The organism is Serratia sp. 506_PEND, assembly GCF_001076875.1.
GTDB lineage: Bacteria > Pseudomonadota > Gammaproteobacteria > Enterobacterales > Enterobacteriaceae > Serratia > Serratia marcescens.
On record NZ_JVEL01000577.1, the window covers coordinates 1 to 16630 of the forward strand.

Annotated in this window: 15 protein-coding genes and 1 pseudogene; 4 read left to right on the plus strand and 12 right to left on the minus strand. The window is 62.7% G+C overall.

Going from position 1 to position 16630, the window contains the following annotated elements; genetic code table 11:
- Window positions 1-315: 315 nt before the first annotated feature.
- Window positions 316-1698 carry a serralysin family metalloprotease gene (locus ADK28_RS25880; RefSeq protein ID WP_048797034.1) on the plus strand — a complete coding sequence of 461 codons (1383 nt, stop codon included), beginning with the start codon at window positions 316-318 and terminating at the stop codon, window positions 1696-1698.
- 106 nt (window positions 1699-1804) lie between these two features.
- Here ADK28_RS25880 and ADK28_RS25885 read toward each other — a convergent pair.
- The 6 genes and pseudogenes from ADK28_RS25885 to ADK28_RS25910 all read right to left on the minus strand — a co-directional run bounded on the left by ADK28_RS25885 (window position 1805) and on the right by ADK28_RS25910 (window position 8683).
- Window positions 1805-2835, minus strand: a pseudogene (locus tag ADK28_RS25885) (NAD(P)H-dependent flavin oxidoreductase).
- A gap of 96 nt (window positions 2836-2931) precedes the next feature.
- The gene (locus ADK28_RS25890; protein ID WP_016927051.1) at window positions 2932-4542 is read right to left on the minus strand and encodes an MFS transporter; all 1611 of its coding nucleotides are present in this window, start codon (window positions 4540-4542) and stop codon (window positions 2932-2934) included.
- Window positions 4535-4960 carry a DoxX family protein gene (locus tag ADK28_RS25895; RefSeq protein WP_033639880.1) on the minus strand — a complete coding sequence of 142 codons (426 nt, stop codon included), beginning with the start codon at window positions 4958-4960 and terminating at the stop codon, window positions 4535-4537. The genes ADK28_RS25890 and ADK28_RS25895 overlap by 8 nt, the downstream gene beginning before the upstream one ends.
- A 9-nt stretch (window positions 4961-4969) precedes the next feature.
- Window positions 4970-5800 (minus strand): alpha/beta fold hydrolase, encoded by an 831-nt coding sequence (locus ADK28_RS25900; protein ID WP_016927049.1) that lies wholly within the window; start codon window positions 5798-5800, stop codon window positions 4970-4972.
- Window positions 5801-5942: 142 nt separating this feature from the next.
- Window positions 5943-7337 carry an MFS transporter gene (locus ADK28_RS25905; RefSeq protein ID WP_028128351.1) on the minus strand — a complete coding sequence of 465 codons (1395 nt, stop codon included), beginning with the start codon at window positions 7335-7337 and terminating at the stop codon, window positions 5943-5945.
- Between the two features lie 155 nt (window positions 7338-7492).
- Window positions 7493-8683 (minus strand): sugar transporter, encoded by a 1191-nt coding sequence (locus tag ADK28_RS25910; protein WP_033632605.1) that lies wholly within the window; start codon window positions 8681-8683, stop codon window positions 7493-7495.
- Between the two features lie 260 nt (window positions 8684-8943).
- On the opposite strand from ADK28_RS25910, the gene ADK28_RS25915 reads away from it, so the two are divergent.
- Window positions 8944-9630: an aspartyl/asparaginyl beta-hydroxylase domain-containing protein gene (locus ADK28_RS25915; RefSeq protein WP_033641388.1), complete on the plus strand. Its 687-nt coding sequence runs from the start codon at window positions 8944-8946 to the stop codon at window positions 9628-9630.
- A 17-nt stretch (window positions 9631-9647) separates the two neighbouring features.
- Here the strand turns inward: ADK28_RS25915 and ADK28_RS25920 are convergent, their stop codons facing one another.
- A complete protein-coding gene (locus tag ADK28_RS25920; protein ID WP_048797035.1) occupies window positions 9648-10595 on the minus strand; it encodes an aromatic alcohol reductase in 948 nt (315 codons plus the stop codon).
- 86 nt (window positions 10596-10681) lie between these two features.
- Between ADK28_RS25920 and ADK28_RS25925 the strand changes: the two genes are divergently transcribed.
- Window positions 10682-11104, plus strand: coding sequence for a winged helix-turn-helix transcriptional regulator (locus ADK28_RS25925; RefSeq protein WP_025303488.1), 423 nt, complete (start codon window positions 10682-10684; stop codon window positions 11102-11104).
- A 30-nt stretch (window positions 11105-11134) separates the two neighbouring features.
- Here ADK28_RS25925 and ADK28_RS25930 read toward each other — a convergent pair whose 3' ends face one another.
- From ADK28_RS25930 to ADK28_RS25950, 5 genes are all read right to left on the minus strand, one after another.
- Window positions 11135-11851: an ABC transporter ATP-binding protein gene (locus ADK28_RS25930; RefSeq protein ID WP_004928599.1), complete on the minus strand. Its 717-nt coding sequence runs from the start codon at window positions 11849-11851 to the stop codon at window positions 11135-11137.
- Window positions 11848-12723: an ABC transporter ATP-binding protein gene (locus tag ADK28_RS25935; protein WP_016927043.1), complete on the minus strand. Its 876-nt coding sequence runs from the start codon at window positions 12721-12723 to the stop codon at window positions 11848-11850. The genes ADK28_RS25930 and ADK28_RS25935 overlap by 4 nt, the downstream gene beginning before the upstream one ends.
- The gene (gene livM / locus ADK28_RS25940; RefSeq protein ID WP_033639877.1) at window positions 12720-14006 is read right to left on the minus strand and encodes a high-affinity branched-chain amino acid ABC transporter permease LivM; all 1287 of its coding nucleotides are present in this window, start codon (window positions 14004-14006) and stop codon (window positions 12720-12722) included. The genes ADK28_RS25935 and livM overlap by 4 nt, the downstream gene beginning before the upstream one ends.
- Before the next feature lie 10 nt (window positions 14007-14016).
- Entirely contained in the window at window positions 14017-14931 is a 915-nt protein-coding gene (locus tag ADK28_RS25945) for an ABC transporter permease subunit (protein ID WP_048797036.1), read from the minus strand.
- Window positions 14932-15054: 123 nt separating this feature from the next.
- Window positions 15055-16173, minus strand: a complete 1119-nt coding sequence (locus tag ADK28_RS25950; protein ID WP_048797037.1) for a branched-chain amino acid ABC transporter substrate-binding protein — start codon at window positions 16171-16173, stop codon at window positions 15055-15057.
- Between the two features lie 111 nt (window positions 16174-16284).
- Here ADK28_RS25950 and ADK28_RS32775 point away from each other — a divergent pair.
- Window positions 16285-16630, plus strand: a 346-nt coding sequence (locus ADK28_RS32775) for a hypothetical protein (protein WP_204375385.1), incomplete at its 3' end; no start/stop codon positions are given.

Below are 16630 nucleotides of genomic sequence, written 5' to 3' on the forward strand. Positions count from 1 at the left end.
GTGTAATATTAAATAAAGATTTAATTCCACCTGGTTATTTAAGCACGCCTTTTACGCATATCTTATGTAAAAGATTCATATAAGAATAACTCATTAATAAAATAATTGTGTTTATACTGCTTTAACTCAATCACAGTGCACAATTAATTCCTCACCGTGATTAATGATAAGGATATATTCCGCTTGAACGCAATATTCAAGCCGGACCAAGGAGGCAAGCCAATGATATCACATTAATTACCCCTGATTTTCAAACCTGTGTACGAGCATATAGAGCGTTAGGTGCAATATTGTCAACGTCCAAAGGAGTTTGATATGTCATTAGCGACCGATAAGATTTCCGGTTATTTAACCAGTTATGAAAGAGGCGATCACGCGGGGAGCAGTAAACCGTCATATACCACGCAAGAAGTTTCAGATCTGCTGCTGAGGAGCCATTATTCCGCCAATGGCAAAGGCGTGACCGACCATGCGGCTACCTTGACCTACTCTTTCCCCGTCTATACCGGCAGCGACAAGACGGGCGCCGCGCAGCTTACCGCCGCCCAGCAAGCCCAAACCAAGCTTTCATTGCAATCCTGGTCGGATGTGGCCAACATCACGTTCACCGAGGTTAAAGGCAACGACGCGAAAAATGCAGATATAAAGTTTGGTTTTTATAAGGCGGCCAGCGGGGGCAATTACACCTCGTATGAAAGTACGCAGAGCAATCTCAAAAGCACCATTTGGATCAGCGGCAATAACGGCTACGACGCCTCCAATCCGCAAACCAATAACTACGCCAGGGATACGCTGACTCATGAAATAGGGCATGCGTTGGGGCTTTCTCATCCCGGCAATTATGATGCGTCAAATGCCACCTACCCCACCTACGCCAACTCGGCGAAGTATTATGAAGACGACCATCAATATTCTTTGATGAGCTATTTTAACGAACAATACACCAGCGCTGACTATAAAGGCGTTTGGCCATCAGGGCCGCAGCTGGATGATATTACCGCCATACAGAAGCTTTACGGCGCGAATACCACCACGCGCACCGGCGATACCACCTATGGTTTCAACTCGAATACGGACAGAGACTTTCTGAGCGTTAAGGCGTCCACGGACAAAATCGTGGCGGCTATCTGGGATGCCGGCGGCAATGACACGCTGGATTTTTCAGGCTACAGCCAGGATCAGCGCATCAACATTAACGAAGGCGCATTCTCTGATGTGGGCGGCTTGAAGGCAAATATCGCCATCGCCTACGGCGCGCAGATTGAAAATATCATCGGCGGCAGCGGCGCAGACATTTTAGTGGGCAACGCGCTGAACAATACGCTAAAAGGCGGTGCAGGCAACGACATCATTTACGGTGCCGGCGGCGCCGATCAGCTCTGGGGCAATGCAGGCGCGGACACCTTCGTCTTCCGCGAAGCCGGCGACAGCCAAGCCGCCGCGCCGGATTGGATCCGCGATTTCCAGACGGCGGTGGATAAAATCGACCTGTCGTGGCTCAACCAGACGGCTAAGGCCGAAGGGAATGAGTTGCACTTCGTGGATAGTTTAAGCGGCTCTTTGTATGAAGCGGCGCTGAATTATGACGCGCAGCAGAATGTCACCGATCTGGCCATCAATCTCTCCGGCAATCAATTGCCTGATTTCCTTGTCAAAATCGTTGGGCATGTCGACGCTTCCGCCGATATTCTCGTCTAGCCAAGGCAAACCCGCAGTCCGGCCTCACGCCGGACTGTTCATCTCTTCTCAGGCCTCACCCCGGCGTCTTTTTACATTGCCACAGCAATAAATCGCGCCGACGAGGTCACACCGCTTCCAGCTCCGCCGCCAGCGTGGCGACCAGCTCCGCCGCCGGCATCGGCCGCGCCAGGCCCACGCCCTGCCCGGCCCACAGCGACATAAACTCCCCGCGCCCGGCCTTGGCCGCCGCCTGGCGAATATCGCCGGTGAGCGCGTTCTGCACCGGATAAGGCAGGATCTGCGCCTCTTCCGCGCGCATCTGCCGCATGAAGTCATTGACGATGCCGCGCGCCGGGCGGCCGCTGAAGGCGCGCGTCAGGCGCGTGCTGTCATCGCCGGCGTTGCGCAGCGCCGCTCGCCAGGCTTCGGCGATGCCCGACTCCGGGCTGCACAGAAACGCGGTGCCCAGCTGCGCCGCCTGCGCGCCCAGCAATTGCGCCGCCGCGATGCCGCGCCCGTTCATGATGCCGCCCGCGGCGATCGCCGGGATCTTCACCGCCGCCACCACCTGCGGTAACAGGGCCATCAACCCGACGCAGGACTGTTCGATATCGCCGAGGAAGGTCGGGCGGTGGCCGCCCGCCTCCGCGCCCGAGACNCTTCCCAGGCGCGGGCTTCCGCCACCGTGGTGGCGGTGCCGATCACCCGCGAGCCGGCCTTCTTGAACTGTGTGACCGTGGCGCGCGGCAGCACGCCGAAGGTGAAGCTGACCACCGGCGGCGCAGCCTCCAGCAGGGCCGCGATCTGGTCGCGGTTGTTTTCGGCGAATTGAGTGGGGAGCGGCGGCTCGCTCAGCCCCAGCGCTTCGCGGAACGGCCGCAGCAGGTGCTGGGCGCGCTTGAGCTCGGCGAGATCCGGGTGCTGCTCATCGAGCAGAAACAGATTGATGTTGAACGGCGCGGCGGTCTGCGCGCGGATCTGCTGCACGCGTTCGAGGATCACCGCCGGTGAAAACAGCGCCGCCGCGCACGATCCCAGCGCCCCGGCGTTGCTCACCGCCACCGCCAATGCCGGCGGCGACGCGCCGTTCATCGGCCCCTGAACGATCGGATAGCGCAGCCCAAGCTCGCGGGCAAAAGCAGAAGGTGCCGTCATCAATGTGTCTCCCTGTGCTGACTACATTCGTCTTACGGCGGCCGCGCCGCCGAACCGACCAAAAGCATAGCACCTTCTCACCGCCTGGCCGTGCAGTTAATGCTTCACCTGCCGCCTGTCCAACGACAGGAAGTGATGCACCACCGGTTTCTCCGGGCCGATATGGAAGCGCAGCGCTTCCTGCTGCAGGTCGGCGTCGGCGTGCGACACCCGCTGGTGCTGCCGCAGGTGCTCCGCCCAGGACTCCACCAGGAACCACTCCATGATGCATTCCGGATCGCCGGTGTGCTCGGTGATGCCCCAGGCGTAAGCGCCATCGCGGCGGCGCGCCCGCTCCAGCATCAGCAGCGTGCGCAAGAACTGCGGCCGATCCTGTTCGCGGATGCGGTACTCCACCTGGATCATCACCGGGCCGCGATCGTTTTCAACCGGCGTGTTGACCAACGGCTCCGGCCAATGGTTCGACGGCTGCAGATCGGCCTCGCCGGTCGGCAGACGCAGACGGTGGAACAGCAGCCCCGCCGCCAACAGGCCGACGCCGCCGACCAGCAGCGTGGCGGCCACACCCAGCTCCTGCGCCACCAGCCCCCACAGCAGGCTGCCCGCCGCCATCGCGCCGTTGAACACCATCAGATAGATGGCCAGGCCGCGGCCGCGCACCCAGTTAGGCAGCACGCCCTGCGCCGCGCCGTTAAGCGTGGTCAGCGCAATGATCCAGCCGGCGCCCAGCACCAACAGCAGCACCACCGCCAGCCACTGCGGCGGCGCCAGCGACAGGGCCGCCATCACCACGGCGGTGAGCACCGCCGCCAGCAACACCAGCCCGTCGGCGTTCAGCCGCTGGCGCAGGCGCGGCAGCACGATCGCCCCGAGGATCGCCCCGGCGCCTACCGCACCCAGCAGAACGCCGTAAAAACCGGCGCTGCCGCCCAGCATGCGGCGCGCCACCAGCGGCAGCAGCGCCCAGACCGAGCTGGAGAAGGCGAAGAACACCGCCGCCCGCAGCAGCACCACGTGCAGCTCGCGGCTGGAACGGGCATAGCGCAGCCCGGCGCGGAAGGCGCCGAAAAAGTGCTCCGACAGGCCGCTGTCCTCGGCCTTCGGCCGCTTCCACCACAGCAGCGCCGCGATCACCAGCACATAGCTCATCACGTCCGCGCCGTAGGCCGCGCCGGCGCCGAAGCTGGCCAGCAGCAGACCGCCGGCCGCCGGGCCGATGGAACGGGCGATGTTGATGCCCAGCGAGTTCAGCGCCACGGCGTTTTTCAGCTCGGCGCGCGGCACCAGCTCCGGCACGATCGCCTGCCAGGTCGGCCCCATCAGCGCCGCGCCGATGCCGCCGACGAACGTCAGCGCCAGCAAATATTCCACCGTCAGCGAACCGGTCTGCGACAGCACCAGCAGGCTGCCGCTCACGCAGGCCAGCAGAATTTGCACGAAGATCAGAAAGCGCCGCCGATCGAGAATGTCCGACAGCACCCCGGCCGGGATCGCCAGCAGGAACACCGGCAGCGTAGCGGCGGTTTGCATCAGCGCCACCGCCGAAGGGTTGCTCGACAGGTCAGTGATCAGCCACGAGCTGGCGACGTCGCGCATAAAGCTGCCGACGTTGCCGAGCACCGTGGCGCCCCACAGCACCGCAAATAATGGGATTTTCAGCGGCGCGAAGCCGCCCGCCGCCGCCTTGTTTTCCGTCTGTTCAGCCATCCGTTCGCTCCTTCAAATCGTTAAATGCCACCAGCAACAGCGCGCCGGCCAGCCCGAGGTGTTCAAAAAATCCGTTCATCATCTGGCCGCGCTCCGCCCCGTCGAACTGCCAGAACGGATTGGCCATCAGCGTCGCCATCAGGGTAAAACCGGCCAGCGCCAACGCGCCGAGCCAGCGATAAAAGCCGCTCAGGATCAGCGCCGACGCGGCCAGTTCGAGCAGCGTCACCAGCACGGCGAACAGCGCCGCCGGCTGCAAGCCGAAGTGGGTCATTTCGGCAATCGCGCCCTCAACGTTCAACGCCTTGACCAGCCCGCCCTGAATATAGGCGGCGCAAATGGCGAGCAGCAGCAGCCAGCGCACCGCGGGCGCATGCAGCCGCTGTGCGCAGCGGGCGGCGATAGCAGTCAGGTTCATCGCGCCCCCTTAAAACGGCGAATTTTGGATGAAGGCCAGCAGATCGGCGTTGAAGCGATCGGGATCGACCTGCGCCAAACCGTGAGAACCGCCGGCGTAAACATTCAGCTCCGCCTGTTGCATAAGCTTAGCGGCTTTCAGCGCCGAGGCGCCGATCGGCACGATCTGATCGGCGTCGCCGTGCACCAGCAGCGTCGGCTTGTCGATCGCCAGCAGGTCGGCGGTGTAATCCACTTCGGAGAACGCGCGCACACACTCGTACTGCCCTTTCACGCCGCCCTGCATGCCCATCAGCCAGAAGTGGTCGATCAGCCCCGCATTGCTCTCCACCTCGTCGCAGTGGAGGCCATAGAACGGCACCGCCAAATCTTTGAAGAACTGCGAGCGGTTGCCCGCCACGCCGCTGCGAATGCCGTCGAAGGCCGCCATCGGCGTACCCTCAGGGTTGACCGGCGTTTGCAGCATCAGCGGCGGTACGGCGCCGACCAGCACCACCTTCGCCACCCGATCGCTGCCGTGGCGGCCGATGTAGCGCGCCACTTCGCCACCGCCGGTGGAATGGCCGACCAGGATCAGATCGCGCAGATCCAGCGTTTCGATCAGCAGGGCCAGATCGTCAGCGTATTGATTGATGTCGTTGCCGTGCCAGGTTTGATCGGAACGGCCGTGGCCGCGGCGATCGTGGGCGATCACGCGGAATCCGCTCTGGCCGAAAAACAGCAGCTGGTTGTCCCAGGCGTCGGCGGACAGCGGCCAACCGTGGGAGAACAGGATCGGCTGGCCGCGGCCCCAATCCTTATAGAAAATGCGTGCGCCATCGGGCGCGGTAAGGGTGCTCATGACGTGTTCCCCGCTCGGTATCGAATTGGATTTTGTACGGGTTAACAGTACGGCAGGCGTAAAGGCAGTGATAACGGAATAATTTTCGCATGATCGCGAGTTTTTTTGCTGAAGAAGCCGGCGTCGCCGCCGGCGCAAAACGTCAGATGTTTTCCAGATCGATACCGCGCGTTTTTGGGCCGAACAGCCCGATCACCAGCATCACGATCAGCATGCTGGCGACGATAAACGCGATCACCCCCAGCGAACCGCCGTACTGCAAGATAATGCCGATGATGATGCTGCTGAATACCGTCGACAGGCGGCTGAAGGAGTAGCAGAAACCGACGGCGCGGGCGCGGATATGGGTCGGGAAGATCTCGGATTGATACGAGTGGTAGCTGTAGGTCAGCCAGGCGTTGGACCAGGTGATGAAGAAACCGCACAGGATCAGCCACAGTGGGTTGTTCTGCAGTGCGAACAGCGAGCCGAAGATCACCGTCACCAGGCAGGACAACACGATCTGCCACTTGTTCTCCATCTTGTCGGCGTAGAAGCTGCACAGCAGCGAGCCAAGCGGGTAGGCCAGCGTGATGAAGAAAGCGTACAGCAGGCTGTGGGTGACCGAAGCGCCCTTGCCCGACAGCAGCGCCGGCAACCAGTTGCCGAAGCCGAAGAAGCCGATGGCCTGAAAGAAATTCATCACTACCAGCATCAGCGTGCGATCGCGATATTGCGGCGCCCAGATGTCGCGAAAGCGGCCGCGCAGCGGCGCTCCCTCGGCATCGTCAACCGGGCGCGACGGGAAGTCCGCGGCCGCCACGCCGCAGCGCCGTTCCATGTCCCGCATCACCTGCCGGGCCTGCGCATAGCGCCGCTGTTGCACCAGCCAGCGCGGCGACTCCGGCAGCCCCTTGCGCACCAGCCAGATCACCAGCGAAGCCAGCGCGCCGGCGATCACCACATAGCGCCAGCCGCTCAGGCCCCAAATCGTCTGCGGCACCAGCCACCAGGACATCAGCGCCACCGCCGGCACCGACAGAAACTGCACGAAGAACGCGAAGGCGAAAGCCCGGGTACGCAGATGCGCGGGCACCCACTCCGTCAGGTAGGTATCGATGGTCACCAACTCGATGCCGAGCCCGACGCCCACCAGAAAACGCAGAAAGATCACCCATTCCGCCTGCTGTTGAAACGCCAACAGCAGCGAGAAGGCGCCATACCAGATCAGGGCGAACATAAAGGTGGCGCGCCGGCCGAAGCGATCGGCGTACGGGCTCAGCAGGCTGGCGCCGACGAACAGGCCGAGAAAGGTGGCGGAGGCGAAGGCCGCCTGATCCGACACGCCGAAGACACCCTGCGCGCCGGTGTGGAAAATGCCGTCGGCGATAAGGCCGGTGCTGATATAGCCGGTCTGGAACAGATCGTAGAGTTCGAAAAAGCCGCCCAGCGACAGCAGAATGATAAAGCGCCACAGGCCGGCCGACGCGGGCAAGGCGTCGATTCTGGCCGCCAAATCCCGCGCATGGATCGGCGACGCCGCTACAGAGTCACTCACCGTTAACCTCGCATTAACATTTTTGATGACTTTCTATGCTAGCGAAGCGGCGTCGGAGTTAAATTTTTAATTAGCAGACTATGAAAAAAAGTTAAGCATAAAACGCTGCAGCAGCCTGTTTTATAGCAGGAAAATGCAGCGCGGGATGCCGCAGGTTAACGGCTGTGGTGCTGCTGCAGCCGTTCGCTGCGGTAGACGCTCAACAGGCACCAGCCGAGGGCGATCAGCGCCAGCGGCGCGGCGACGAAGCCGATGTTGCCCATGCCCAGATGCAGACTCACCTGGTTGCCCAGCAGCGCGCCGCTGCCGATGCCGAAGTTGTACAGGCCGGAGAAAATCGCCATCGCCACGTCGGTAGCGTCCGGCGCCAGGCTCAGCACTTTGGCCTGCATCGACAGGCCGATCGCCATGATCGCCATCCCCCAGAAGATGCACAGCACCGTCAGGTGGCTTTCGCTGCCGGCCGCCGGCAACAGCAGCAGCAGGCTCAAGGCCAGCAGCGTGATGGCGCCGATGAAGAAGCCGGAAGGAAACCGCTCGCTGTAGCGGCTGAACAGCAGGCTGCCGACGATGCCGGCGGCGCCGAACAGCAGCAGCATCAGCGTGGTGAAGTTCTCCGACAGCCCGGCCACGGTCTGGATAAACGGCTCGATGTAGCTGTAGGCGGTGAAGTGCGCCGTCACCACAATGATGGTCAGCATGTACAGCGCCACCAGCGCCGGGCGTTTGAACAGCAGCGGCACGCTGGCCAGCGAACCGGAGTGCTCGCTTTTCAGCACCGGCAGCAGGCGCCACAGCAGCACCAGCGCCAGCGTGGCGCACACCGCGATGCCGATAAAGGTCATGCGCCAGCCGAGCAGTTGCCCGACCACCCGCCCGAGCGGCAACCCGAGCACCATCGCCAGCGCGGTGCCGCCCGCCAGCAGGCTCAGCGCCTGGGCTTTCTTGCCCGGCGGCGCCACGCGGATCGCCAGCGAGGCGGTGATCGACCAGAACACCGAGTGCGCCAGCGCCACGCCGGCGCGCGAGATAACCAGCGTGGTGAAGTTCCAGGCCACGGCGGTCAGCACGTGGCTGGCGATAAACAGCATGAACACGCCGATCAACAGTTTGCGGCGCTCAATTTTGCTGGTCAGCAGCATGCACGCCAGCGAGGCGGCGGCGACGATCCAGGCGTAAATGGTGATGATCAGGCCGACCTGTTCGGTTTGCATCGAGAAGCTGGCGGCGATATCGCTCAGCAGACCGACCGGAATAAACTCGGTGGTGTTGAAAATAAAGGCCGAGACGGCGAGGATGACCACGCGCAACCAGGCGGTTGAGCGCGAAACGGGAGCGTGTTCCATGGTAAACAAAATCCGGACAGGTGCGGGCAAGTCGCGATATTTTAACCAACCGGCCCGCTAAATGCGATACGCGTCACACTTTAATTGTGTGGTTTTTTTCGCCGCATTTCGACACATTCGCAGACACACGGTTGCACAAATGCTGTGCTAATCTATTGAAGCGTACCAATTTTTCCTGCCGTTTCTCCCCGGCCGTCCACGCGCCGCGCCGAAGAAGCGCGCAGTGTCCCTTTGGCGTTTCCTGAGGCGAGGTCATTATGATGTCCGCGATTTATGATTGGTCCGTACTTGCCCTGCGCAATGTTTACGATCGCCGCATCCAGGGCCAGCCGGTGCTCGACAGCGCAGCCCTCTTCCCCGACGCCGAACGCTTCACCGCCCAATGGCGGCAGATCCGCGAAGAGGCGCTGACGGTCGCCCACGATCTGCACAATATCCCGCGCTTTCACGAGATCATGAGCCAGCAGGCGTCCATCTCCGCCAACGACGCGCGCGACTGGCGCATGTTCATCATGAAGGCCTATGGCCAGCCCATCCCCCGCAACCTGGCGCGCTGTCCGACGCTGGCGGCGCTGATCGCCTCCTCGCCGGACGTGCTGTCCGCGTCGCTCTCCTTCCTGGCGCCCGGCAAACAGGTGCCGCCCCATCGCGGTCCGTTCCGCGGCATTCTGCGCGGCTATCTGGTGCTGGACATGCCCAAACGCGCCGACGGCGCGCCGGCGGCGGTGCTGAAGGTGGACGGCCGCGAATACCGGCTGCGCGAGGGGGAGTTCATGCTCTGGGACGATACCTTCGAGCACGAGGTATGGAACGACAGCCCGCAGGTGCGCACCGTGCTGCTGCTGGACATTCGCCGCCGCGACATGCCCGGCGGGCTGCGGCTGCTCTCCAGCGCCATCATCGCGCTGGTGCGGCTGAACGTGCGCTGGATGCAGCGCCAGTTCTGACTGCGGCGCTCAGGCGATTAACCGTCCGGAGGGATCGGCCATTGCTGCGCCAGCCACTGTTCGGCGGTGGTGGTGGCTATGCCCTGGCGCGCATTGAAGGTTTTCGCCTTATCCCACGCCACGCCGTCGGGCCGGGCGAAAGCCAGCCGGTATTTAGCGCCGACGTCACGCGGATGGTTCCGCACATCTTCCCGCAGCCGCTCTTTGTCCAACAGGATCCTGTTGACCTCCACGCCCCAGCGCGCCTGCATAACATCGGCAAGCTCGCGGTAGGTCAGCGTGTCGCCGGCGATATAGACCACCTGGTTGCGAAACGCGGGCCGATGGAAAAAAATCGCGGCCGTCAGCCGGCCAATGTCCTCGGGGGTGGTCAGCGTCACCGCGTAGCGCCAGTCGCCCAGCGCGCGCACCGTTTTGGTTGCCGCGTCCACCACGCCAAAGCCGGGGTCAAACAGGTAGCTGGTGAAAATGCCCGTGGAAACAATCACCCACTCCGTCGCACGCTGCGCACGCAGCAGGTGACGCACCTCGAGCTGTTCATCCCACACCTGTTGCCCGCTGCCTTTGCCGACAACATCGTAGTCCACGCCGAACTGCCACGGGAAGTAGCGCGCCACGCCCGCTTGCAAGACGGCCTGAGTGATCTTTATCTGCGTGCCCGCCCCGCCGACAAAGCCGCTGCAGTTGATCACCGCGTCGAAGGAACGGAATAGCGCGCTCAGCGCCTCCACGCCGTTTTGCTGCAGATCGCCTTCCACCACGGCGATGCCGAGCCGCGCCAGCGCATCCCGCCGCGCCCGGAGCGGGCCGCTGACGGCGCGTGCAGCCTCCGGCCGGAGCAGCACGCTGATTTTTAAAGATGGAGATAACCGAGCCTGCCGGCTCATCGCACACAATACCGGCAGCCCCAGTTCACCGGCGCCGAGTATGAGCACGGTATTGATAGATGGATTTGTGGATTTCATTCTTGCCTCCTGTCTTGACACTGCGTCATCCTGACAGCTGACAAAAACGGGTTCAATTAGGTACACGCGTGATACCGGAGAGGAATATGACGAGCGATCGGGAAGCGCTGCTGCAATTTTCGCAGGCGTTCTGTGAAGAACTGAGCAACGACGATGAAGGATTGAAGCGTGAGATCCTCGCGCATGCGGGCAACCGTTGGTCGCTGGGGGTATTGCATATCCTGGGCACTCACGGGCCGCTGCGCCACGGCGAGATAAGCCGCCAACTGGCGGGCGTGACGCAGAGAATGCTGACGCGGACGCTGCGCCATCTCGAGCGGGACGGCCTGATATCGCGCTGCGATTATCAGGAGAAACTGCCCCGCGTGGTTTACACCATCACCGACGCGGGGAAAGAGATGCTGCTCAACATGCTGCCGCTCTGGTCGTGGATTATCGCCTCCGCCGACGCCTTCAGAGCGGCCCGTTCACACTACGATGGCCAAGAGCGCAACGACGCTGAAAAATGAACGCGGGCATCCCTGCCCGTGGGGCGGCGCTCAGCCGCCGCCCAGATAGGCCTTTCTCACCTCCGGATCGTTCAACAGCTCCTGGCCGCTGCCGGTGAGGCGGATCTGGCCATTGACCATCACATAGCCGCGATCGGACAGTTTCAGCGCGTGGTTGGCGTTCTGCTCCACCAGAAATAGCGTCATGCCGCTGCGGGTCAGCTCGCGCAGCACCCCGAAGATCTGCCGCACCACGATCGGCGCCAGCCCCAGGCTCGGCTCGTCCAACAGCAGCAGCTTCGGCCGGCTCATCAGCGCGCGGGCGATCGCCAGCATCTGCTGCTCGCCGCCGGACATGGTCATCGCCCGCTGGTTGCGCCGCTCCTTGAGGCGCGGAAACAGCTCGAACATGCGCGGCAAATCCTCCTCCAGGTAGCGATTGCCGACGGTGATGGTGCCCATCAACAGGTTCTCCTCCACGCTCATGTCCGGAAAGATGCGCCGCCCCTCCGGCGCCTGCGCGATGCCGCTGCTGGCAACAAAGTGCGTGGAGCGGCGGCTGATGTCCTCGCCGCCAAACAGGATCTGCCCGCCGGCGATGCGCGGCTGGCCGAAGATCGACATCAACAGCGTGGACTTGCCCGCGCCGTTGGCGCCGATCAGCGCCACCGTCTCCCCGGCGTTCACCTGCAGCGACACCTGGCGCAGCGCCTGGATCGGCCCGTAAAACACATCCACTTCGCGAAATTCCAACATCGCTTCGCTCATCCCGCCAGCTCCTCTTCGTCCGCGCCCAGGTAGGCGGCGATCACCGCCTCGTTGTGCTGGATCTCTTGCGGCGTGCCGCGGGCGATCACATCGCCGTGATCGAGCACGATCACCCGATCGGAGATCTCCATTACCATGCCCATGTCATGCTCGATCAGCAGCACCGTGATGCCGTGATGCTGGCGCAGGAAGCGGATGATGCGGCTCAGCGCGGCCGTCTCCACCGGGTTCAGCCCGGCGGCCGGTTCGTCGAGGCAGATCATCTCCGGCGCGGTGCACATGGCGCGCGCGATCTCCAGCCGCCGCTGCTGGCCGTAGGACATCTCCCCCGCCAGCCGGTTGGCGCAGTCCGCCAGATCCACCACCTCCAACCAATAGAAGGCGTGATCGAGCGCAGCGCTTTCCGCCCGGCGGTAGCCCGGCGTATTCAGCACCCCGGCGATCAGGTTGCGGTTGCTCTGCATGTGCTGCGCCACCAGCAGGTTCTCCACCACCGACATTTCGCGGAACAGGCGGATATTCTGGAAGGTGCGCGCCAGCCCGGCGCGGTTGACCAAGTGGGTGCCGCCGAACATCTTGTAATAGAGGCGCGAACCGAGCCGCTTCGGGCGTATCCAGTCGCCGGCGCGGAACTTCTGCCCCAGCACCTGGATCACGTCGGTCGGCCGCTTGTGGGTATTGAGCAGGATCGCGCCGCCGCTGGCGCGGTAAAAGCCGGTCAGGCAGTTGAACACCGTGGTCTTGCCGGCGCCGTTGGGGCCGATCAGGGCGGTGATGGAACCGCGCTCCACCTCCAGATTGACGTCGTTCAGCGCCTTGATGCCGCCAAAGCGCATCATCAGGTGTTCCACCCGCAAAATGGCGTCGCTCATGGCGCCACCCCCTTGCGTTCGGCGAAGCTGGATCGGCTGATGCGCACCAGCCCGCGCGGCCGCCAGATCATCATCGCCACCATCAGCACGCCAAACAGCAGCACCCGGTATTCGGCGAAGCTGCGCAGCAGCTCCGGCGCCACCGTCAGCACGAAGGCCGCCAGCACCACGCCGAGGGTGGAGCCCATGCCGCCCAGCACCACGATCGCCAGGATCAGGGCCGACTCGAAGAAGGTGAACGAAGTCGGGTTGACGAACCCCTGGTAAGTGGCGAAAAACACCCCCGCCAGTCCGGCGGTGGAGGCGCCGAGCATAAACGCCGACAGCTTCACCAGCACGTGATTCAGCCCCAAAGAACGGCAGGCGATCTCGTCCTCGCGCAGCGCCTCCCAGGCGCGGCCGATCGGCATGCGCGTCAGCCGGTGCTTGATGTACAGCACCAGCAGCACCACCAAAAACAGCATCGCGTAGATGAAGATGAACTTGAGGTTGGGATTGTAATCGATGCCGAGAAACTCGTGGATCGGCACTCCGCCGTCCTTGGCGCGCCGGCCGAACTCCAGGCCGAACACCGTCGGCGCCGGCACCGAAATGCCGTTCGGCCCGCCGGTGAGCGACATCCAGTTGTTCAGCACCAGCCGGATGATCTCGCCGAACCCGAGCGTGACGATGGCGAGATAGTCGCCGTGCATACGCAGCACCGGAAAGCCCAGCAGCGCGCCGGCCAGCGCCGCCATCAGCGCCCCGAGCGGCAGCATCGCCCAAAAACCGAGCCCGAGATACTGGTAGCCCAACGCCAGCCCGTAGGCGCCGATGGCGTAAAACGCCACGTACCCCAGATCCAGCAGCCCCGCCAACCCGACCACGATATTCAGCCCCAGGCCGAGCAGCACGTAGATCAGGCCGAGGATCGCCACCGTCAGCAGGTATTTGGTGGCGACGAACGGGAACAACAGCGCGATCGCCGCCATCAGCGGCAGGAACCAGCGCAGATTGGATTTATAGCCCAGCGGACGCACGTACACGCCGTCGTTGCCGCCGTCGAAGCGCGCCAGCACCTTGCGGCCCGGCGCGGTTTGCAGGAACAGGCTCAGCAGCAGCCGCCCGGCCATCACCGCAACGATGATCCACACCAGCCGGCGCGGCTCGACGTTGAAGCTGTAGCCGTTCAGCACGATGCCGACAATCGGCCCGAACACGATCAGGGCGATCAGCCCGGCCAAAACGGCATCCAGCAGGCTGCGTTTAACGTCCAGCCCGCCGTTGATTACGGATTGCGACATGGCGTTCTCCTTAAACCTTGGCGACCAGCGGCCGGCCGAGCAGGCCCTGCGGGCGGAAGATCAGGATCGCCACCAGCAACCCGAAGGAGAACACGTCCTTGTAATCCGAATTCACCATGCCGGCGAACTGCGCCTCCGCCACGCCGAGCAGCAGCCCGCCGAGCATCGCGCCCGGCAGCGAACCGATGCCGCCCAGCACCGCGGCGGTGAAGGCCTTGATGCCGATGATAAAGCCGACGTAAAAATCGAAGGTGCCGTAGTTCATGGTGATCAGCACCCCGGCCAGCCCGGCCATGGCGGCGCCGATCACGAACACCAGCGAGATCACCCGATCGGTATTGATGCCGAGAATCGAGGCCATTTTGCGATCCTGCTGGGTGGCGCGGCAGATGCGCCCCAGCCGGGTGCGCTGAATGACGTAGGTGAGGATCGCCATGCCGAGCAGCGACGCCACCAGAATGAACACCTTGGTGTAGGTGATCTGGACCACGCCGCCGTCGAACTCCAGGCGGAACACGCCGCTCAGCAGCGTCGGGATGCCCTGCTGGCGCGGCCCCTGGCTGATCTGCGCGTAGTTTTGCAGGATTAACGACATGCCGATGGCGGAGATCAGCGGCGCCAGGCGGGTGGAGTTGCGCAGCGGCCTGTAGGCGATGCGCTCGATCACCCAGCCGTACACCCCGGTGATGACGATGGTGAACACCAGCGTGCCGAGGATCAGCAGCGGGAACGAGTGCAGCCCGAAGAACGACAGCAGCGCCAGACCGATGGCGCACAGGTAGGCGGAGATCATGTACACCTCGCCGTGGGCGAAGTTGATCATGCCGATGATGCCGTAAACCATGGTGTAGCCGATGGCGATCAGGCCATACACCGCGCCGAGGGTCAGGCCGTTGATCAGCTGTTGCAGAAAGAATACATCCATAATGAGCAGTCTCGCCTGGTAAGGCCGCCAACGCAGTCCGACGCGGCCAAAGGTAGTCGCGGAACGGGCGCGCCAGGGCGGCGGCCCGTCTGTCATAGGGTTACAACTTCACGGTTCGGCCGTTTACAGCTGGTGATATTTGCCCTTGTCATCCCATTGATAGACCACGTAGTCGGAGACCTTCAGATCGCCCTTCTGATCCCAGGCTTTTTTGCCCATCACGGTGTCCACGTCGTGCGACTTCAGCCAGTCGGCGGCCTTGGCGCTGTCTTTGCCGCCGGTGGCGTTGAAGGCGGCGGCGATCGCCTGGATCGAAGCGTAGGAGTAAAGGGTGTAGCCTTCCGGCTCAAAGCCGCTGGCGCGGAACTTGGCGATCACCGCCTTGCCTTCCGCGATCTGGCGCGGATCGTTGCCGAAGGTCATCAGCACGCCGTTGGTGTACTGCGGCCCGCCGGCGGCGGTCACCAGCTCTTCGGTCACCACGCAGTCGCCGGAGAAGAACTTGGCGGTCACGCCCTGCTCGCGCATCTGGCGCACCAGCGGCCCGGCTTCCGGATGGCAGCCGCCGAAGTAGACCACGTCAGGTTTGACCGAGGCGATCTTGGTCACCAGCGCGTTGAAGTCTTTCTCGCCGCGCGACAGCCCCTCATACAGCACCTCTTTAACCCCGCGCTTGTTCATCGCCGCCTTCGCTGCGTCCGCCAGCCCCTGGCCGTAGGTGTCTTTATCGTGGATCACCGCGATGCGTTTGGCCTTCAGGGTATCCAGCATGTAGTTGGTGGCGATGACGCCCTGCTGATCGTCGCGCCCGCACATGCGGAACATGGTCTTCATGCCGCGCTCGGTGATCTGCGGGTTGGTGGAGCCGGGGGTAATGGCGATGATGCCGGCCTCGTCATACACCTCGGAGGCGGGCATGGTGGATGAGGAACAGAAGTGGCCGACCACCGCCGAGACCTTGTCCTGATCCACCAGCCGGTTGGCGACCGCGACCGCCTGTTTCGGTTCGCAGGCGTCATCCCCCTGCACCAGCTTGATTTTTTCCCCTTTGATCCCGCCGGCGGCGTTGATGTCCGCCGCCGCCTGCGAAGCCCCGCGCCAATACTGATCGCCATAGGTGGCATTCGGCCCGGAGAACGGCCCGGCAACGCCGATGACGATATCGGCCTGCGCGGAAAACGCCGTACCTAAACAACCGATGAGCAAAGCAGCGAGCGGACTTTTTATCAATTTCGATGACATTGTTATCTTCCTCAGCACTGTTGTAGCGAAACGCCCTAGGGCGCGGATCAGTCACTTTATGTGTAGACGGGGAAAATATTTTTCTTGAGAGCGCAGTCGCATTCCCCAAAAATGAGTAAGCAAAAATCCAGCCATTGTGACGACGAATACATATTGTTTGCTTATTCATCCTACATATCAGTTGCGGCGCGGCGTGTGGCGGGGATAACAGGGGCTGGGCCGTACGGCCAAGATGAGAAGGTGCAGGATAGCGAGAGTGACCCTGCACCATCGCCGTGCAAAGGCTTGTGCAAGCGGCGTCAAAACGATTTGGGATGCAAAAATCAACGCATAGCGATGGAAAATGCCGAAAAACAGCGCAAGGTGCTCATTCCCTCAGCAAACGCGCTTTTTTTGCAGTTTAGCGCTTTGACAAACCCCAGGCGCCCCGCTATTATTCGCCCCGTTCACACGATTC